This is a genomic window from Nocardioides sp. NPDC127503 (assembly GCF_040302165.1).
Classification (GTDB): domain Bacteria; phylum Actinomycetota; class Actinomycetes; order Propionibacteriales; family Nocardioidaceae; genus Nocardioides.
In genome coordinates this window covers 457,969-477,263 of sequence record NZ_JBEORH010000002.1, presented here as the reverse complement: position 1 = coordinate 477,263, position 19,295 = coordinate 457,969, and the positions used below count along the sequence as shown (strand labels likewise).

Genomic DNA, 19,295 nt, shown 5'->3' with positions numbered 1-19,295 from the left:
CCGACCGGGGAGTGTCGCCCTGGTGCGATAAGTTCGCGGTATGGCTGAAGAGACCTCCACGGGGGGCGGGTCGGAGCTGCTCCAGTCCCCTCTGCACGAAAACCACGTCGGACTCGGCGCGAAGTTCGGTGAGTTCGGCGGCTGGTCGATGCCGCTGGAGTACTCCGGCGTCGTCAAGGAGCACACCGCGGTCCGTGAGGCGGTCGGGGTCTTCGACGTCAGCCACCTGGGCAAGGTCATGATCAGCGGGTCGGGTGCGGCCGAGTTCGTCAACGCGTCCTTCACCAACGACCTCGGCCGGATCAAGCCCGGCAAGGCGCAGTACACGCTGTGCTGCGACGAGGAGACCGGCGGCATCGTCGACGACCTGATCGCCTACTACCGCGACGACGAGCACGTCCTGATCGTCCCCAACGCCGCCAACACCCCTGAGGTCGTACGCCGGCTCCAGGAGGCCGCGCCCGAGGGAATCACCCTCGCCGACCACCACCGCGACTACGCGGTGCTCGCCGTCCAGGGACCGAAGTCGGACGAGCTGCTCGAGGCGGTCGGGCTGCCGGCCGGTCACGAATACATGTCCTTCGTTGAGGCGGCCGCTCCCGATGTGCTCGGTGACGAGATCGGCGTCGTCGTGTGCCGCTCCGGCTACTCGGGCGAGCGCGGCTACGAGCTGATCGTCGCCAACGAGGCCGCCGGCGCGCTCTGGGACGCGCTGCTGTCCCGGGGCGAGGCGATGGGCGCGGTGCCGTGCGGCCTCGGTGCCCGCGACACGCTGCGTACGGAGATGGGCTACCCGCTCCACGGCCAGGACATCGCCCTCGACGTCACTCCCAACGAGGCTGGCCTCGGCTGGGCCGTCGGCTGGAAGAAGGACGCCTTCTGGGGCCGCGACAAGCTCGTCGCCGAGAAGGAGGCCGGCCCGAAGCGCGCCCTGCGCGGCATCGTCGCCGTCGGCCGAGGCATCCCACGTCCACACATGACCGCGTCGCTGACCGCTGACGTGCCGGTCGGCGAGGTCACCTCCGGCACCTTCTCGCCCACGCTGAAGAAGGGCGTCGGCCTGGTGCTCGTCTCGACCACGGTCAACCCGGAGGCCGAGATCGGCATCGACGTACGCGGCCGACGCGAGATCTTCCAGCTCACCAAGCCGCCCTTCGTCCCGTCGCACGTGCGGGAGGGCTGATGAGCATCCCTGACGTTCCCTCGGTGTTCAAGCAGCCGACGGCCGCCGACCGGCCGTGGTGGTGGCAGCTCGTCGACGCCGCGGGTGCCGATGTGCCGGTCGACGGCGATCTCGCCGGCCAGCGCTTCGCCAACCAGAGCGACGCCGAGTCGTGGGTGGGCGAGGTCTGGCAGGACCTCTTGGACGCGGGCGTGGCCGCGGTGGTGCTCTTCGAGCACGACCGGCAGGTCTACGGCCCGATGAAGCTGACCGCCTGAGGCTTCTCTCCGGCGATGGCTAGGCTCTCGCGCGTGACTGCCTACGAGTTCCGCCAGGTCGACGTCTTCACCAACGAGCCGCTGCTGGGCAACCCGGTCGCCGTCGTACACGGGGCCGACGGTCTCACCGACGAGCAGATGGCCGCCTTCGCGCGGTGGACCAACCTCTCCGAGACCACCTTCCTGCTGGCCCCGACGGACCCGGCCGCCGACTACCGGCTGCGGATCTTCACGGTCAGCGGCGAGCTGCCGTTCGCCGGCCACCCGACGCTCGGGTCGGCACACGCGTGGCTGGAGGCCGGTGGGAAGCCGAAGGGCGCCGGCCTGGTGCAGGAGTGCGGCGTTGGGCTGGTCGAGCTGCGCCGTGAGGAGAGGATCGCCTTCGCTGCGCCGGAGCTGCGGCGCGGCGGCGAGGTCGACGAGGAGACGCTGGGAGCCATCGCGAAGGGGCTGCAGATCGAGCGCGGCGAGATCCAGGGCGCGCGGTGGTGCGACAACGGCCCGGGCTGGGTCGGGGTGATGCTCGCCGACGCGGAGGCCGTGCTCGCTGTCACGCCCGACCATGCCGCTCTGGGGAATCACAAAGTCGGTCTAGTCGGGCGCTACCCCGAGGGCAGCGAGTGCGCGGTCGAGGTCCGGGCGTACTTCCCGGCCGACGGCGTCGCCTTCGAGGACCCGGTCACGGGGTCGCTCAACGCCGCGCTGGGGCAGTGGCTCGCGGGGTCGGAGCTACCGGAGGCGTACGTCGCTTCTCAGGGCACCGTCATGAAGCGGAAGGGACGCGTGTACGTCGAGCGGATCGAGGACCAGGTGTGGGTCGGCGGAGACACGCTGACCACCATCCGAGGGACGGTCGAGCTCTGAGCTGAGCTCTGACCTAGGCTGGGGCCGTGCAGTCCTACCTCGATCTGTTGACCCGCATCCTCGACGAGGGTGTGGAGAAGTCCGACCGCACCGGGACGGGCACGATCAGCGTCTTCGGTCACCAGACCCGCTACGACCTCAGCGAGGGTTTCCCGCTGCTGACGACGAAGAAGGTCCACACCCGCTCGGTCTTCGGTGAGCTGCTCTGGTTCCTGCGCGGCGACACCAACGTGCGCTGGCTCCAGGAGCGCGGCATCACGATCTGGGACGAGTGGGCCGACGAGAACGGCGACCTGGGTCCGGTCTACGGCTACCAGTGGCGTTCCTGGCCGACTCCTGACGGGCGCCACGTCGACCAGATCTCCAAGATCATCGACCAGATCCGCACCGACCCCGACAGCCGCCGCCACGTCATCAGCGCCTGGAACCCGGCCGATATCGACGACATGGCGCTGCCGCCGTGCCACACGCTGTGCCAGTTCTATGTAGCCGACGGCAAGCTGAGCCTGCAGCTCTACCAGCGCTCCGCGGACGTCTTCCTGGGTGTCCCGTTCAACATCGCGTCCTACGCCCTGCTGACCCACATGGTCGCCCACGTGACCGGGCTCGAGGTCGGTGACTTCGTGCACACGCTCGGCGACGCCCACCTCTACAGCAACCACCTCGAGCAGGCCCGCCTCCAGCTCACCCGTGAGCCGGGGACGCTGCCGACCCTGCGGCTCAACCCGGATGTGAAGGACATCGACGCGTTCGAGCTCGAGGACATCACGGTGGAGGGCTACGACCCTGCCCCCGGCATCAAGGCCCCCGTTGCCGTCTGAGGCCGGTTCGGGGCGCGTCGTGATGGTCGCGGCCGTCGCCGACAACGGTGTCATCGGCAACGGTCCCGACATCCCCTGGAAGATCCCCGGCGAGCAGGCCGAGTTCAAGGCGATCACGATGGGCCACACGCTCGTCATGGGTCGCACCACCTTCGAGTCCATCGGCCGCCCCCTCCCCGGCCGCACGACCGTGGTGCTGACCGGTGACAAGACCTGGTCGTACGACGGCGTGCTGGTCGCGCACGACATCGACTCCGCTCTCGCCCTGGCCGCGGAGGAGCAGGGCGACACGATCATCGCCGGGGGCGCGCAGGTCTACGAAGCAGCTCTGCCGTACGCCACCGAGCAGGTCATCACCCGCGTCCACCTGACTCCCGAGGGCGACGTCCTCTACCCGCCCTTCGACCAGGCGGAGTGGGTCGAGACGAAGCGCGAGCCCCACGAGGCGTACGACCGCGTCTTCCTCGTTCGCTCTCCCTAACGCGCGAGTAGGTGTCTCGCCCCTCTAAGGTAAACGGCATGGAGCTGCGCATCTTCACCGAGCCCCAGCAGGGGGCGTCCTACGCCGACATCCTCGCTGTCGCACAGAAGGCCGAGGAGCTGGGGTTCGGGGCGTTCTTCCGCTCCGACCACTACCTGAAGATGGGCTCGGTCGACGGACTGCCCGGACCGAGCGACGCGTGGACGACGCTCGCCGGCCTGGCCCGCGACACGAGCACGATCCGGCTCGGCACCCTGGTCACCTCGGCGACCTTCCGTCTCCCGGGTGTGCTGGCCATCCAGGCCGCCAACGTGGACGACATGTCCGAGGGCCGGGTCGAGCTCGGCCTGGGAGCGGGTTGGTTCGAGGAGGAGCACGAGGCGTACGGGATCCCGTTCCCGGCCCTGGGCGAGCGGTTCGACCGGCTGGAGGAGCAGCTCGAGATCATCACCGGGCTGTGGGCGACCGAGCCGGGGGAGACCTTCGACTTCAACGGGAAGCACTACACGATCAAGGACAGCCCGGGCCTGCCGAAGCCGGTCCAGACACGTGGCCACGCGGGCTCGATCCCGGTGATCGTGGGCGGCGGCGGCAAGAAGCGTACGCCGACGCTTGCCGCCACCTTCGCCGACGAGTTCAACGCCGCCTTCGTCTCCGTCGAGGACTCGCTGGCACTGTTCGAGAACGTCGGGCGCTTCGTCGAGGCCGCCGGCCGGGACGACTCGATCATCTACTCCGCCGCCCAGGTGCTCTGTGTCGGCCGCGACGAGGACGAGATCGCCCGCCGTGCGCAGGCGATCGGCCGCGAGCCGGCCGAGCTGCGCGAGAACGGCCTGGCGGGCACCCCGGACGAGGTCGTCGCCAAGATCAAGCGGTTCGAGGACGTCGGCGCGAGCCGCATCTACCTCCAGGTGCTAGACCTGAGCGATCTCGACCATCTCGCACTCGTAGCCGACGAGGTCATGCCGCGCGTCTGACGATAGTCTGTACGCCATGACTGATGCTCCCTTCGGCACCGTGCTCTCCGCACTCGTCACGATGTTCAACGACGATGGCTCGGTCGACCTGGAGCAGACCCAGAAAGTCGCCAAGCACCTGGTCGATCACGGCCACGACGGCATCGTCGTCTCCGGCACCACCGGCGAGTCGCCGACCACCACTCCGGCCGAGGACGGCGAGATCCTGGCCGCGGTCAAGGACGCCGTCGGCGACCGCGCCAAGATCGTGGCCGGCATCGGCACCAACGACACCCGCAACACCGTCGAGCTCGCCAAGCAGGCGGCGTCGATCGGCGCCGACGGCCTGCTCCTGGTGACGCCCTACTACAACAAGCCGGGCGAGCGCGGCATCCGCGAGCACTTCCGCACCGTGGTCTCCGCGACCGACACCCCCGTCATCCTCTACGACGTCCCCGGCCGCACCGGCTCCCCGATCACCCTCGACACCTACCGCGAGGCGATCACCTGGGACACCGTCGTCGCGGTCAAGGAGGCCGCCGGCGACTTCCCGCGCGGCACCAGGCTGCTCGACCTCGGCTACACGATCTACTCCGGTGACGACGCGCTCACCCTCGCCTGGCTGGCGCACGGCGCCGTCGGCGTGATCAGCGTCGCCGCCCACGTGCTCGGTGACCAGACGCGGACGATGATCGACGCCTTCGCGGCGAGCGACATCGAGACCGCCCGCAAGACTTATGCGCGGATGCTCCCCGCGATCGACGCCATCATGGGCGTCCCGAACTACGGAGCCACCACTGCCAAGGCCGCTCTCGAGCTGACCGGCGTGATCGACAACCGCAACGTACGAGGGCCCCTGGTGGCGCTCGACGACGACGAGGTCGAAGCGCTGCGAGCCGGGCTGGAGGCCTCTGGCCTTCTTTAGAAGGAATGCCTTTGTCTCACCCACACCCGGAGCTGACCGAACCCGGCAAGCTCCCCAAGGGCGGCCTGCGGGTCACCCCTCTCGGCGGCCTCGGCGAGGTCGGCCGCAACATGACCGTCTTCGAGTACGACGGCCGGCTGCTGATCGTCGACTGCGGCGTGCTCTTCCCCGAGGAGCAGCAGCCCGGTGTCGACCTGATCCTGCCCGACTTCGGCCCGATCCGTGACCGGCTCGGCGACATCGAGGCGCTGGTCCTGACCCACGGTCACGAGGACCACATCGGCGCAACGCCCTACCTGCTCCGCGAGCGCCAGAACATCCCGCTGGTCGGCTCCGAGCTGACCCTGGCCCTGCTCGGCTCCAAGCTGCGCGAGCACCGCCTGCGCGAGACCGTCCAGCACAAGGTACGCGAGGGCGACACGATCTCCTTCGGGCCGTTCGAGCTCGAGTTCGTCGCCGTCAACCACTCCATCCCGGACGCGCTCGCGGTCGCGATCCGCACCGGCGCCGGCCTCGTGCTGCACACCGGCGACTTCAAGATGGACCAGCTGCCGCTGGACGGCCGGATCACCGACCTGCGCGCGTTCGCCCGGCTCGGTGAGGAGGGTGTGGACCTGTTCCTCACCGACTCCACCAACGCCGAGGTCCCCGGCTTCACGACCGCGGAGAAGAAGATCGCGCCCGCGATCGAGCAGGTCTTCCGCGAGTCCGACCAGCGCATCATCGTGGCCTGCTTCGCCTCCCACGTGCACCGCGTCCAGCAGGTGCTCGACAGCGCGGTGGCACACGGCCGCAAGGTGGCGTACGTCGGCCGTTCGATGGTCCGCAACATGCAGATCGCCTCCGACCTGGGCTACCTGCACGTGCCCGAGGACGTCATCGTGGACGCCAAGGAGCTCGCCGACCTGCCGCCGGAGAAGGTCGTCATGGTCTCGACCGGCTCGCAAGGCGAGCCGATGTCGGCGTTGTCCCGCATCGCCAACGGCACCCACAACTTCGTGCACATCGAGCCGGGCGACACCGTCCTGCTGGCCAGCAGCCTGATCCCGGGCAACGAGAACTCGATCTACCGGGTGATCAACGGCCTCGCCCGTCTGGGCGCCAACGTGGTCCACAAGGGCAACGCCCTGGTGCACGTCTCGGGCCACGCGAGCGCGGGCGAGCTGCTCTACTGCTACAACATCGTCCGCCCGCGCAACGTGATGCCTGTCCACGGCGAGGTGCGTCACCTGCTCGCCAACGGTGACCTGGCCCGCCAGACCGGCGTCGAGAGCGTCGTCTACGCCGAGGACGGCGTCGTCGTCGACCTCATCGACGGCAAGGCCGAGATCGCGGGCAAGGTCGAGTGCGGCTACGTCTTCGTCGACGGCACCACCGTCGGAGACGTCACCGAGTCCGAGCTCAAGGACCGCCGGATCCTGTCCGAGGAAGGCTTCGTCTCGATCGTCGTCGTGGTCGACTCGGTCAAGGGGGTCGTCGCCAGCGGCCCCGAGATCCACGCCCGCGGCCATGTGTGGCCGGACAACGCCTTCGAGCCGATCAAGCAGCCGATCGTCAAGGCGGTCAACCGCGCCATCTCCGAGGGTGCGACCGACACCTACCAGCTGCAGCAGGCCATCCGGCGTACGTTCGGGCGCTGGGTCTCCAGCACCCACCGCCGCCGGCCGATGATCGTCCCGGTCGTCATCGAGGCGTAGCGAGCGCCAGCAGCACGCCAGCCGTGATCAGCGCCTGGCCGACGTGATAGGTCACCATGATCTGCACGTTGGTCAGGCGCGGCGGCTCGTTGCCGTGCTCAGCGAGGTTGAGCCCGATCAGGGTGTCGCTGACGACGAAGATCGTCGCACCCGCGGCGATCCACGCGCTCCCGGTCAGCCAGCCCAGCACGAGCATGGTGGCGATCACCAGGGAGTACGCAGCCAGGGCGGCCGCCATCGGCACACCGCCCATCTCCCGGGCGCCCCGGAGCACCCGGCCCATCGGGATCGCCAGCACGATCGCGACCGCGAAGCCGGCCCAGGACCACGTCGGTGTCTCCAGACCGAGGGCGAGGAAGGTCACGGCGTACGCCAGGTGGCCGACGAAGAAGAGCCCCACGCCGCCGAGGAACCGCCGGGCCGACGAGCCGATCATCGAGATGTCGCCGAGCATCCCGAAGAAGAGCGCGACGACCAGCCACCATGCTGCCGGCTCGCCGTCGCTGACCAGCCCCACCAACACCATCAGCCCCACCATCACCAAAGGTTTGGTGAAGTAGTGGATCCGGCGCCAGCCGGACCACACGCAGGTCCAGTCCGCCACGGCATCGGCGGCGGTGAGGAGGGCGACGAGGACTGCCAGGCTCTGCATGGCGGCAAACTACACCGCTGCAACACACCCCCATGGGGGTCCCGGGCCCAGGCTGCCTGGTCGAATACCCTGCTTGTATGGCGACCCGTACGTCTTCCCCGCCGGGTTCGCGGAGCTCGACCACCAATAAGAGCACCCGTCCCCGGAGTACGACCACGACAAAGCGAGCAACGGCCACGAGCCGGGCCCGCTCAAAGGCAGCGCCGAACAAGGGCCAGAACAAGCGCCGTCCCGCCGCAAAGTCGACTAACCGGAAGACGACGAACCGTACGCCACCTCGTGCCGTTCGCAACGGGCCCAGCCCGATCGCGGTCCTCTTCGACGCCATCTTCTCGACCATCGCCAGCCTGTGGCTGGCGATCGCCGGGGGAGTGGCAGCCATCTTCCGCGTCGGTGGCCAGGCCGCCAGTGACCTCGAGCCGGAGCACCGGCGCGACGGTGCCGGCCTGTTCCTGATCGGCCTCTCCGTCCTCGTCGCCGCCGGTGTCTGGTTCCAGCTCGGCGGACAGTTCTTCGACGTCGTACGCATCGCCGTGGCCGGCGTCGTCGGCAAGGTCGGCTGGCTGGTGCCGGTCGGGCTCGTCGTCGCCGGTGCCCGGCTGATGCGCGACCCGGTCAACGCCGCCCCGGTCGGCCGGCTCGCGATCGGCTGGGCCGCGTTCCTGATGGCCACGCTCGGCATCATCCAGATCGCCAACGGCAACCCGCAGCCCACCTCCGGCGACAGCAGCGAGCTGCAGTGGGCCGGCGGCGCGATCGGCTACGTCGTGGCCAGCCTGCTGCTGGACGTGCTGCGCTCGACGGCCGTGGTCGTCGTACTCCTGTCTCTTCTCGTCGTCTTCGGGATCCTGGTGATCACCGGGACCCCGCTCTACCAGGTGCCGAGTCGCCTGGTGGAGCTGCGCGACCGGGCACTCGGCTTGACCCCGCCCGAGGAGCTGAGCGAGAGCGGCACCAACATCCGGCGGGTGCGGCGGGGCAACAAGCTCTTCGCCGACGACGACACCTTCGACCCGGAGGGCTTCGAGCCCTACGAGACGCCGCTCCTCGAGGAGGAGAAGCCGAAGAAGAAGCGCAAGAAGGACGGGCTCGACATCGCGCTCGCCCTCGACGAGGACTCGGACGCCGACACCCAGCCCAACGAGGCCGTACCCAGCGACGCGGCGGGCCTCATGCCCGCAGTCGCGGACACTGGGCCGAAGCCCGGCAAGAGGCGCGACCTCGAGCCGCCGCCGCACGCCGAGCTGCCGCAGCGCGTCGAGCAGCTGATGCTCGCCGGCGACGTGGCTTACACGCTCCCGGGCAGCGATCTGCTCAAGCCCGGCTCGCCGCACAAGGCGCGCTCGAAGGCCTCCGACGAGATCGTCAGCCGGCTCCAAGCGGTGCTCGAGGAGTTCAACATCGACGCCGCGGTCACCGGCTACACCCGCGGCCCGACGGTCACCCGCTACATCGTCGAGCTCGGCGCCGGCGTGAAGGTCGAGAAGATCACCGGGATCCAGAAGAACATCGCCTACGCGGTGGCCTCCGCCGACGTACGCATCCTCTCGCCGATCCCCGGCAAGTCCGCCGTCGGTGTGGAGATCCCGAACAGCGACAAGGAGATCGTCACCCTCGGCGACGTGCTCCGCTCCAACGCCGCGCGCGGCGACCACCACCCGATGATCACCGGTGTGGGCAAGGACGTCGAGGGCGGCTTCGTGGTCGCCAACCTCGCCAAGATGCCCCACCTGCTGGTCGCCGGTGCGACCGGTTCGGGTAAGTCGTCCTTCATCAACTCGATGATCACCTCGGTGCTGATGCGGGCCACGCCCGACGAGGTCCGGATGATCATGGTCGACCCCAAGCGGGTCGAGCTCAACTCCTACGAGGGCGTGCCGCACCTGATCACGCCGATCATCACCAACCCGAAGAAGGCCGCCGAGGCGTTGGCCTGGGTCGTACGCGAGATGGACATGCGCTACGACGACCTGGCCAACTTCGGCTTCCGTCACGTCGACGACTTCAACAAGGCCGTACGCGCCGGGAAGGTGCAGCTCCCGCCCGACTCGGAGCGGGTCCTGTCGCCCTACCCCTACCTGCTGGTCATCGTCGACGAGCTCGCCGACCTGATGATGGTCGCCCCGCGCGACGTCGAGGACGCGGTCGTACGCATCACCCAGCTCGCCCGTGCCGCCGGCATCCACCTGGTGCTGGCCACGCAGCGGCCCTCGGTCGACGTGGTCACCGGTCTGATCAAGGCCAACGTTCCCTCGCGGCTCGCCTTCGCGACCTCGTCGCTGGCCGACTCGCGCGTCATCCTCGACCAGCCCGGTGCCGAGAAGCTGGTCGGCCAGGGTGACGGGCTCTTCCTGCCGATGGGCTCCTCCAAGCCGATCCGTGTGCAGGGCTCCTGGGTCTCCGAGTCGGAGGTCAACGCGGTCGTCAAGAGCGTCAAGGGCCAGTTGGAGCCGTCCTACCGCGAGGACGTGACCGCCCCGGCGGAGTCCAAGCGGGTGCTGGACGACGACATCGGCGACGACATGGACCTGGTCATCCAGGCGATCGAGCTGATCGTCTCGACCCAGTTCGGGTCGACCTCGATGCTGCAGCGCAAGCTCCGCGTCGGGTTCGCCAAAGCCGGCCGACTGATGGATATCCTCGAGTCGCGCGGCGTGGTCGGTCCCTCCGAGGGCTCCAAGGCACGCGACGTACTCGTCAAGCCGGACGAGATCGACGGCGTCATCGCAACAATCCAGGGGGAGATGTGAGCGAGAATTCACCGGCGGTCGAGACCGTCGACCCTGCCGAGAACGTCGAGGCCGTCGAGACCGTCGAGGCCCATGACGTCGACGTCGTCGAGGTACGCCGCAACGGCCGCCTCGCGCTGGTCGTGGCGCTCGCGTCGCTGCTCGTCGGCATCGCCTTCGTGCTGCGTGGCGGCATCGAGGGCTATCTGGTCGGCCTGATCCTGCTCGCCGTCGCGGCGGTGCAGGGCTGGACGGCCTGGGACTCCCGGATGCCGCTGCTGCTCGTGGACGAGCAGGGCGTACGCCTCCGCTTCGGCCAGACCTGGCAGGGCATCCCGTGGTCGAAGATCGAGTCCGTCGAGCACACCCCGCGCCCGGACGGGATCGAGAGGTTCTGGAAGGACGGCCGCATCGGCGTGCTGCTGCACGACGAGGACGAGGTGCTCGACGAGCTCTCGCCGACCGCCCGGCGCCAGGCGATGCTCACCGAGCGCCTCTACGGCCTCCCGTTCTCGCTCCCGCTCGGCCTCTCCACCCGCGTCCTGGGTGCCGGTGACGACGTCACCGAGGCCATCGCGATCGTCGCCGCCGACGGTGTCGAGGTCGTCGAGATCGACCCTGCGCTCGACGTCGAGGAACCGGAGACGGATACCGACGAGAGCACCGAAGACCACACCGAAGACAACACCGAAGTCAACGCTGCCGACGCCGCCTCGGACGACGGTGACACCGCGATCCGCCCGCCCCTTTCGAAGCAGGCCGGAGACACCAACCCCCGGATGCTCCGGGTCTTGGACGTGCCTGATATCAATGCCGCAGACGTGGTGGACGAGGCGGAGCAGGACCAGGTGGACCGGGACACTGACCAGGACGAGACGACGCCGAAGACCGACCCCGAGCCCGAGGTGAAGGCGGAGGTCAAGGCGGAGCCCGTCGCGCCGCTGCGCGAGCCTTCGACGGCGGTCCGGGTGGACGTACGCTACGTGCCCGAGGAGCCGCAGGAGACCATCGCCGTCCACGGCGCCAACGCGCTCCAGCTGGACTTGGCCGAGGCCGCGTTCGCCGACGTGGACATCGAGGACGCGGATGTCGACGACGAGACCGAGGCATTCAGGATCGAGTCGGACGTCGAGGACTCCGAGCCCGAGGGCGTACGTCCGATCGCGGTGCCCGACGAGGGCGTCAAGGCGCTGGCTATCGACGGTGTCGACGACGAGCCCACCGAGGTGGTGCCGACCAAGGTCCCCGAGATCGGTGCCGAGATCGCCGCGGCCCGCCGCCGGCTCGCTCTGGACATGGACGGCCTGGCCGAGTGGACGCGGATCCGTCCGCACGTCATCGAGGCGATCGAGGTCGACGACTTCGGCCCCTGCGGCGGCGACTTCTACGCCCGAGGCCACCTGCGCACGCTGGCGCGTGTCCTCGGCATCGAGGTCGCGCCGCTCCTGCGCACCTATGACGAGAAGTACGCCTCCGGCCCGGTCAGCCCGCGCGCTGTCTTCGAGGCCGAGCTCGCCCACAGCGCGGCGATCCGCCCCGTGCGGCGGATGCGCGGCGGACCGTCCTGGTCGGTCCTGGTCGCCGCCGTGATGGCGGTCATCCTGGTCTGGTCGGTCGCCCGCCTGGTCATCGACGGCACCCAGCACGAGCCCCAGGCCGGAGCGATCCAGCTCGACGGCTCCGCCGGCACCGACAGCCCCTACGGCAAGACCTCGCCCGTTCCGGTGACCATCTCCGCCGCCGGTGGCGGTGCCCACGTGGTCGTCCGCGACTCGCGCGGCAAGGTGGTCTTCAGCGGCGACCTCGCCTTCGGTGAATCGAAGGAGCTGCAGGTCACCCCGCCCCTGCGCGTACAGACCTCCGATGGCTCCCTCAAGGTCGCCGTCGGCGATGGCAAGGCCAAGGCCCTCGGCAAGACCGGCGAGGCCGCTCAGCGCACCTACACCGCCAACTAGCCCGACGACTCGGCGCGTCTGTCTCGCCTGGTTTGGTCGAGTCGGCGCAACTGTCCCAGCTACGGGACGGTTGCGCCGACTCGACAGTTGTGGGCGGGACAGTCACGCCGAGTTGGCAGAAATTCTGGGACAGACGCGCCGACTCGGCGGGGTTGTTAAAGAGTTCGGAGTTTGGTGACGCCGGTCACATCAGCTTTGGGGCCATCATCCGAGAGAGCGCTCTCACGAGTCGCCAGGACTCATCGCTCGGGCATCGGAAAGCGAGTCATCATGAGAAGTCTCAAGGCATTGGGAGCCGCGGTCGTCGCGGCCGGTGTGGTCGCGGTGGCGATCCCGCTGACATCGATCGGGCAGGCGTCGGAGGCGTCGGAGCCGGGCACCCCAGCAGGCTGGACCAAGGTGTGGAGCGACGACTTCACCGGCGCGGCCGGGTCGCGGATCAACACGAACAACTGGATCTACGACATCGGCCACTCCTATCCCGGCGGCGCGGCCAACTGGGGCACCGGGGAGATCGCCTACCACACCGACAGCACCCAGAACGTCTACCAGGACGGCAGCGGCAACCTCGTCATCAAGCCGATCCGCGACAGCGCCGGCAACTGGACCTCCGGCCGGATCGAGACCACCCGGACCGACTTCCAGCCGCCCTCCGGCGGCGTGCTCCGCGTCGAGGGCCGCATCCAGATGCCGAACGTCACTGGCGCGGCGGCCCAGGGCATCTGGCCGGCGTTCTGGATGCTGGGAGAGCCGTTCCGCGGCAACTACTGGAACTGGCCTGGCATCGGTGAGATCGACATCATGGAGAACGTCAACGGCGCCAACCAGGTCTGGGGCACGCTGCACTGCGGCACCTCGCCCGGCGGCCCGTGCAACGAGACCACCGGCCTCGGCGGGACCCTCCAGGGCTGCCCGGGCTCGACCTGCCAGTCGTCGTTCCACACCTACGCGATGGAGTGGGACCGCAGCACCAGCCCGCAGCAGATCCGGTTCTACGTCGACAACACGCTCTACCACACGGTCCGCTCGGACCAGGTCGACGCGACGACCTGGAACAACGCGACCAACCACGGCTTCTTCATCATTCTCAACGTCGCGATCGGCGGCGGCTGGCCGGGCAACCCGACGTCGGCGACCGCCTCCGGCGTACCGATGCTGGTCGACTACGTTGCCGTCTACTCCAAGGGCGGCGGCACCACCGAGCCGACCGACCCGCCCGCCCCGGGCAGCCGGGACGCCTACTCGACCATCCAGGCCGAGTCCTACAACGCCCAGAGCGGCACCCAGACCGAGACGACCACCGACACCGGCGGCGGGCAGGACGTCGGCTACCTCGCGAATGGCGACTGGCTCCGCTACGACGGCGTGAACTTCGGCTCGAGCGCTGCCCGTACGTTCTCCGCACGGGTCGCCTCCGGCGCGCCGGCCGGGGTCAGCGGCCTGGTCGAGGTACGCCTCGACAACGTGAACAACGCCCCGATCGGCAGCTTCTCGGTGGCCAACACCGGAGGCTGGCAGAGCTGGCGTACGGTCCCGGGCAGCATCACCGGGGTGACCGGCACGCACACGGTCTTCCTGCGGTTCACCAGCGGTCAGCCGGCCGACTTCGTCAACCTGAACTGGTTCACGTTCTCCCGGTGAGCGGTAGGAGAAGATAGGTTCCACTCATGAACGAGACCCCGGCCGGCCGGCCGACGCTGGAGACGGTGGCGCGGGCGGCCGGGGCCTCGCGAGCGACGGTCTCGCGCGTCGTCAACGGCTCCACGACCGTGCGCCCCGACGTCGCCGAGAGCATCCGCCAGGCGATCGCCGACCTCGGCTACGTGCCGAACCCGGCGGCGCGGAGCCTGGTGACGCAGCGTACGGACTCCATCGCCCTGATCCTGCCGGAGTCCGCGACCCGGGTCTTCTCCGATGATGCCTTCTTCCCTGGCGTGATCCGGGGTGTGGGGGAGGCGCTGGAGAAGGCGGACAAGCAGCTGGTGCTGCTGCTCGCCTCGACGCAGTCGAGCCACGACCGGATCCTGCGCTACGTGCACGGCCGCACCGTCGACGGTGTCGTGCTCGCCTCGATGCACGGCGCCGACACGCTGCCCGAAGAGCTGCGGGCGGCGGGCGTCCCGGTCGTCACCAGCGGGAGGCCGCTGGGCGAGGCGACCGTGCCGTACATCGACGTCGAGCACGCCAGCGGCGTGAAGGCGGCGATGGACCACCTCATCGGTCTCGGCCGCCGCCGGATCGCGACCATCTCCGGGCCGCAGGACATGGTCGCCGGGCGCGAGCGTCTCGCCGGCTACCTCGCCGGTCTCGAAGCGCTGCCGGGGGCGGTGCCGCTGGTCGAGGAGGGCGACTTCATGCGCCAGTCCGGCATCGACGCGATGGAGCGGTTGCTGCGGCGCGATCCCGGCATCGACGCCGTCTTCGCGGCCTCCGACCTGATGGCCGACGGTGCCCTGCGTACGCTGCGCCGGCTCGGGCGCAGGGTGCCCGCCGACGTGGCGGTGATCGGGTTCGACGACGTCGAGGCCGCGCGGTTCACCGACCCGCCCCTGACGACCGTGCACCAGCCGATCCACGAGATCGGCACCCGCCTCGCCGAGCAGATCCTCCGCCTGGTGGCGGGGGAGGAGGAGGTCGAGGCCTCCGTCGTGCTCCCGACGAGGCTCGTGGTCCGCGAGTCCGCCTGAGGCAGAGCCTCAGGCGTCACCCGCGCGGTAGCGCCGCTCGGGTCGGCCGGCGGTGCCGTAGTTGAGACGTACGCCGATCCGGCCCGTGCTCGCGAAGTGCTCGAGATAGCGGCGCGCGCTCACCCGGGAGACTCCGATCGCGTCGGCGCACTCGGTGGCGCTGAGCTCGCCGGCGGTCTGCAGCGCGGCCAGCACAGCCTGGGCGGTCTCGGCGCTGAGTCCCTTCGGCAGCCGCTCGCGCGCCTCCCGTGCGCCCTGGTGGCTGAAGACCTCGTCGATGCCGGCCTGGACCTCGTCGCGGTGCTCGGCACCCCCGGCTCCCTCGGCCCGTTGCCCGATCCGGGCGAGCGCCTCGCGGGAGCGGCGTACGTCATCGAGCCGGGCGGCCAGGTCCTCGAACGGGAACGGCTTGACCACGTAGTGGGCGGCGCCGCCGGCAGCGGCGGCCCGCACCGTGTCGGCCTCGCGGGCGGCGGTGATGACGATGACGTCGGTGTCGTCGCCTCGTCCGCGCAGCCGGCGCAGCAGCTCGATGCCGCTGAAGTCGGGAAGGTGCACGTCGAGCAGCAGCACGTCGGGGGAGAGGCGCGCTGTCTCCTCGAGCGCCTGGGAGCCGGTCGCGGCCACGCCGACGACCCGGAACCCCTCGACGCGCTCGACGAAGCGGGTGTGGATCGAGGCCACCATGAAGTCGTCCTCGACCACGAGCACGGTGAGCTCCGGTGCGGACGTCATCGGGCCTCCTCGGGGGCAGTGGTGGTGGGTGGGGCGAGCGGCGCGGCGCCCGGCAGCGTCGCGATGAAGACCGCTCCGGGGCGCTCCGCCAACCCGCTATTCTCCACCTCGACCTCGCCGCCGCGTGCACGGCACACCAGCTGGACCAGTGCGAGCCCGACGCCGCGGCCGCTGTCGTCGCGCGGTTTCGTGCTGAAGCCGCGCCGGAAGATCTCGGGCAGCCGCTCGGCCGGCACGCCACCGCCGGTGTCGGAGACGCGGACGGTCACGGTCTCGCCCTCGGCCGTCAGGCGTACGCCGACCCGCCCGTCGATCGGCCCGACCAGCGCGGCCGCGTCGACGGCGTTGTCGACCAGGTTGCCGAGGACGGTGACCACGTCGGCGGACCCGTCGGGGGTGAGCCGCGGCAGGGCGCTCGACGTCTCCAAGTCGATGCTCACCCGCCGCTCGGCGGCCAGGCTGGCCTTGGCGATGAGTAGGGCGGCCACCGCGGGGTCGTCGATCCGGGAGGTGATGTGGTCGCTCAGCGCGGCCCGGCGCGCGGTCAGCCCGGTGACGAACTGGCCAACCTCGGCGTACTCCTCCAGCTGGAGGAGCCCGGTGATGGTGTGCAGCTGGTTGCTGAACTCGTGGGTCTGCGCCCGCAGGGTCTCGGTGACGCTCTCGCGGGCGTTGAGCTCGCTCTGCAGCGCCACCAGCTCGGTGCGGTCGCGCAGCGTGGTGACGGTGCCGGCGGGGCGGCCGTCGTGGTGGACCCGGTTGCGGTTGAGCACGAGCACCCGCTCGCCGGTGACCAGCGGCGCATCGTGCACCTCCTCGAGCCCGCTGAGCAGGGCGAGCGTCTCGGCGGGCAGGTCGAGCTCGTTTAGCCGGCGCCCGGTCGGGTCCGAGGTCAGCCCGAGCAGCTCCCGGGCGCTGTCGCTCATCAGGCTGACCCGCCCATCGGCGCCGACGGCCAGCACCCCCTCGCGGATCGAGCGCAGCAGGCCCTCGCGGTGGTCGGCGAGGGCGGCGATGTCGCGGGGCTCGAGCCCACGCGTACGCCGCTTGATCAGCCGCGCCAGCAGCCACGACCCGAGCACCCCGAGCGCGAGACCGGCCAACAGCACGGTGAGGGCGTCGGCCCAGGTGCGGGCGAGGCGCTCGGTCAGCGGCGGGTAGTCCTCGGTCACCACGACCACGCCGACCGGACGCGGCGCCTCGGCGTCCGCACCGGTCGAACCACCGCCATAGACCGGGACCTGGGCGGCGATCGCGCGGCGGCCGGCATCATCGATGTCGCCGGACCAGGCCCGGGTCGTCTCGCGTCGGCCCAGGTCAAGCGTCTCGCCGACCCGGGTGGGGTCGGTGGCGACCAGAACGGTGCCGTCGAGCCCGGTGAGGTAGGCGGTGTCGGCGCCCGCGTCCGCGGCCCGGGTCTGCAGGTAGAAGCCCAGCGCCTGCCGGTCGGGAGTGCTGGTCAGCAGCCCGTCCTGGATCGCCGCGATCCCGGCCAGGCTCTCCGCGGCGGCGCGCAGCCGGTCCTCACGGGAGTCACGGAAGTCGGCGTCGCTCTGTCGCAGGGAGACGATGCTGGTCGCCACGACGACGAGCAGCAGCACCGAGAGCTGCAGCAGCAGCACCTGCCCGGCCAGCGTCAGATGGCGGCGCGGTCCGCGTGACCACAAGTTACACAACCTCCTTTGGTTGCCGAATGGTGACGACGGTCACCCCGGCCTGTGAGCATCGCCACTGACCGTTTCATCCCTTGAGTCTGGAGGCCAGCCGTTGTCGACGCCGACATCGCAGTCCCCGCCCCGACCGCCGCTGTCGACGCAGCAGGGCCGGGCAGCGAGCATACGCCGTACCCGCGCCCTCGCCGTTGTGCTCGTGACCTGCCTGCTTGCCGCGGCATCGGCCTGCGGCGTGACCGGGGGCGCGGAGTCCCGCGACCTCGACATGTGGATCCCGAACAGCCCCGGTGGCGGCTATGACCAGACCGGTCGGGCGGCCGTGGGGGTCCTCGACCGCGACAACATGACCGGCGGCGACATCCAGGTGACCAACATCCTGGGCGCCGGCGGCTCCGTCGCGATGTCCCGCCTGATGAGCGAGGAGGGCAACGGCAACCTGCTCATGACCATCGGTCTGGGCGTCGTGGGCTCCACCTACTCCTTCGGCGTGGACGCTCGTCCCCAGGACGCGACCCCGATCGCCCAGCTCATCGAGGAGCAGGAGGGCGTGCTGGTTCCGGCCGACTCGCCGTTCAAGACCATCGACGACCTGGTGAAGGCCTGGGCCGAGGACCCCGAGTCCATCGTGGTCGGCGGCGGCTCCTCGCCCGGTGGCCCCGACCACCTCTTCCCGATGCAGCTGGCCGAGGCCACCGGCATCGACCCGAAGAAGGTCAAGTACGTCCCGTACGACGGCGGTGGCCCGCTCACCAGCGCGCTGCTGGGTCAGAAGATCGACGTCGGCTTCTCCGGTCTCGCCGAGTTCGAGGGCCAGGTGGAGGCCGGTGAGCTGCGGGTGCTGGCCGTCTCGGGCGACGAGCGCGGCACCGGCGTCTTCGCCGACGCGCCCACGCTGACCGAGAGCGGCATCGACCTGGTCTTCCTCAACTGGCGCGGCGTACTCGCCCCGCCGGGCATCAGCGAAAAGCGCCGGCAGGAGCTGATCGACCTGCTCACCCGGATGCACGACTCGAAGCAGTGGCAGCAGGCGCTGAAGGACAACGGCTGGACCGACGCCTTCGTCACCGGCGACGACTTCGACGATCTGCTGGTCGAGCAGGACCAGCGCGTCGCCTCCACCCTGAAGGAGCTGGACCTGCTGTGAGCGTCCACGAAACCGAAACCCAACCCCCCGAGCCCAAGAGCCCCGCGCGCCGGGTCGACGTCGCCCAGTACGGCCTGGCCCTGTTCCTGGTCGTCGTCGGGATCTACACCGTCATCGACGCCACCGGCCTGGAGGTCGGCTTCGCCGACCCGGTCGGTCCCCGCGTCTTCCCGTACGTCATCGGCGCCGGCCTCGTCGTGGTCGGTGTGCTGCTGGCGGTCGCCACCGCCCGCGGCTCCCAGCCGGAGCCCGAGGAGGGCGAGGACGTCGACCTGAGCCAGTCGGCCGACTGGCTGACGGTCCTCAAGCTGGTCGCGGTCCTGCTGTTCACGGTCGCGACCGTGAACCTGCTCGGCTGGGCGATCTCGGGCGCGGTGCTCTTCGCCGGCGCCGCCTGGTCCCTCGGCTCCCGCACGCTCGTGCGGGACGTGATCGTCGGGCTCGTCCTGGCGGTCGCCAGCTGGTACGCCTTCTACGTCGGTCTGGGCATCCCGCTCACCCCTGGCGTACTCGACGGGATCCTGTGAGGACTGACT

At 70.0% G+C, this 19,295-nt stretch carries 17 protein-coding genes; 14 read left to right on the top strand and 3 right to left on the bottom strand.

Annotated elements, in window-relative coordinates:
• Positions 1–40 precede the first annotated feature (40 nt).
• Genes gcvT through ABTW65_RS06275 form a run of 8 tightly spaced genes read left to right on the top strand, consistent with a single transcriptional unit; the run spans position 41 to position 7,184 of the window.
• Positions 41–1,183 carry a glycine cleavage system aminomethyltransferase GcvT gene (gene gcvT, locus ABTW65_RS06310; RefSeq protein ID WP_350659100.1) on the top strand — a complete coding sequence of 381 codons (1,143 nt, stop codon included), beginning with the start codon at positions 41–43 and terminating at the stop codon, positions 1,181–1,183.
• Positions 1,183–1,440, top strand: a complete 258-nt coding sequence (locus ABTW65_RS06305; RefSeq protein WP_350659099.1) for a hypothetical protein — start codon at positions 1,183–1,185, stop codon at positions 1,438–1,440. Before gcvT ends, ABTW65_RS06305 begins: the two co-directional genes overlap by 1 nt.
• Positions 1,441–1,473: 33 nt before the next feature.
• Positions 1,474–2,304, top strand: a complete 831-nt coding sequence (locus ABTW65_RS06300; RefSeq protein WP_350659098.1) for a PhzF family phenazine biosynthesis protein — start codon at positions 1,474–1,476, stop codon at positions 2,302–2,304.
• Positions 2,305–2,330: 26 nt separating this feature from the next.
• Positions 2,331–3,125, top strand: a complete 795-nt coding sequence (locus tag ABTW65_RS06295) for a thymidylate synthase (protein ID WP_350659097.1) — start codon at positions 2,331–2,333, stop codon at positions 3,123–3,125.
• Positions 3,115–3,606, top strand: a complete 492-nt coding sequence (locus ABTW65_RS06290) for a dihydrofolate reductase (protein ID WP_350659096.1) — start codon at positions 3,115–3,117, stop codon at positions 3,604–3,606. Before ABTW65_RS06295 ends, ABTW65_RS06290 begins: the two co-directional genes overlap by 11 nt.
• 38 nt (positions 3,607–3,644) lie before the next feature.
• Positions 3,645–4,583 (top strand): LLM class F420-dependent oxidoreductase, encoded by a 939-nt coding sequence (locus ABTW65_RS06285; RefSeq protein WP_350659095.1) that lies wholly within the window; start codon positions 3,645–3,647, stop codon positions 4,581–4,583.
• Between the two features lie 16 nt (positions 4,584–4,599).
• Entirely contained in the window at positions 4,600–5,487 is an 888-nt protein-coding gene (gene dapA / locus ABTW65_RS06280; protein ID WP_350659094.1) for a 4-hydroxy-tetrahydrodipicolinate synthase, read from the top strand.
• 11 nt (positions 5,488–5,498) lie between these two features.
• Positions 5,499–7,184 (top strand): ribonuclease J, encoded by a 1,686-nt coding sequence (locus ABTW65_RS06275; RefSeq protein ID WP_350659093.1) that lies wholly within the window; start codon positions 5,499–5,501, stop codon positions 7,182–7,184.
• On the opposite strand, the gene ABTW65_RS06270 is transcribed toward ABTW65_RS06275, so the two are convergent.
• Positions 7,171–7,836 carry a lysoplasmalogenase gene (locus ABTW65_RS06270; RefSeq protein WP_350659092.1) on the bottom strand — a complete coding sequence of 222 codons (666 nt, stop codon included), beginning with the start codon at positions 7,834–7,836 and terminating at the stop codon, positions 7,171–7,173. The two genes, ABTW65_RS06275 and ABTW65_RS06270, sit on opposite strands and share 14 nt — an antisense overlap.
• A 77-nt stretch (positions 7,837–7,913) precedes the next feature.
• Between ABTW65_RS06270 and ABTW65_RS06265 the strand changes: the two genes are divergently transcribed.
• The 4 genes from ABTW65_RS06265 (at position 7,914) to ABTW65_RS06250 (ending at position 15,207) form a co-directional block, all read left to right on the top strand.
• Positions 7,914–10,586: an FtsK/SpoIIIE family DNA translocase gene (locus tag ABTW65_RS06265; RefSeq protein ID WP_350659091.1), complete on the top strand. Its 2,673-nt coding sequence runs from the start codon at positions 7,914–7,916 to the stop codon at positions 10,584–10,586.
• Complete coding sequence (locus ABTW65_RS06260) at positions 10,583–12,520, top strand: helix-turn-helix domain-containing protein (protein ID WP_350659090.1); 1,938 nt, start codon at positions 10,583–10,585, stop codon at positions 12,518–12,520. Before ABTW65_RS06265 ends, ABTW65_RS06260 begins: the two co-directional genes overlap by 4 nt.
• Before the next feature lie 270 nt (positions 12,521–12,790).
• The gene (locus tag ABTW65_RS06255; protein ID WP_350659088.1) at positions 12,791–14,161 is read left to right on the top strand and encodes a glycoside hydrolase family 16 protein; all 1,371 of its coding nucleotides are present in this window, start codon (positions 12,791–12,793) and stop codon (positions 14,159–14,161) included.
• A gap of 26 nt (positions 14,162–14,187) precedes the next feature.
• A complete protein-coding gene (locus tag ABTW65_RS06250) occupies positions 14,188–15,207 on the top strand; it encodes a LacI family DNA-binding transcriptional regulator (protein ID WP_350659087.1) in 1,020 nt (339 codons plus the stop codon).
• A gap of 9 nt (positions 15,208–15,216) precedes the next feature.
• Here the strand turns inward: ABTW65_RS06250 and ABTW65_RS06245 are convergent, their stop codons facing one another.
• Together ABTW65_RS06245 and ABTW65_RS06240 are read right to left on the bottom strand one after the other, a co-directional pair.
• Entirely contained in the window at positions 15,217–15,942 is a 726-nt protein-coding gene (locus ABTW65_RS06245; protein ID WP_350659086.1) for a response regulator, read from the bottom strand.
• A complete protein-coding gene (locus ABTW65_RS06240; protein ID WP_350659085.1) occupies positions 15,939–17,609 on the bottom strand; it encodes a sensor histidine kinase in 1,671 nt (556 codons plus the stop codon). The genes ABTW65_RS06245 and ABTW65_RS06240 overlap by 4 nt, the downstream gene beginning before the upstream one ends.
• Positions 17,610–17,811: 202 nt before the next feature.
• Between ABTW65_RS06240 and ABTW65_RS06235 the strand changes: the two genes are divergently transcribed.
• Positions 17,812–18,759, top strand: coding sequence for a Bug family tripartite tricarboxylate transporter substrate binding protein (locus ABTW65_RS06235; protein ID WP_350659084.1), 948 nt, complete (start codon positions 17,812–17,814; stop codon positions 18,757–18,759).
• Complete coding sequence (locus tag ABTW65_RS06230) at positions 18,756–19,286, top strand: tripartite tricarboxylate transporter TctB family protein (RefSeq protein ID WP_350659083.1); 531 nt, start codon at positions 18,756–18,758, stop codon at positions 19,284–19,286. The genes ABTW65_RS06235 and ABTW65_RS06230 overlap by 4 nt, the downstream gene beginning before the upstream one ends.
• Positions 19,287–19,295: the final 9 nt, after the last annotated feature.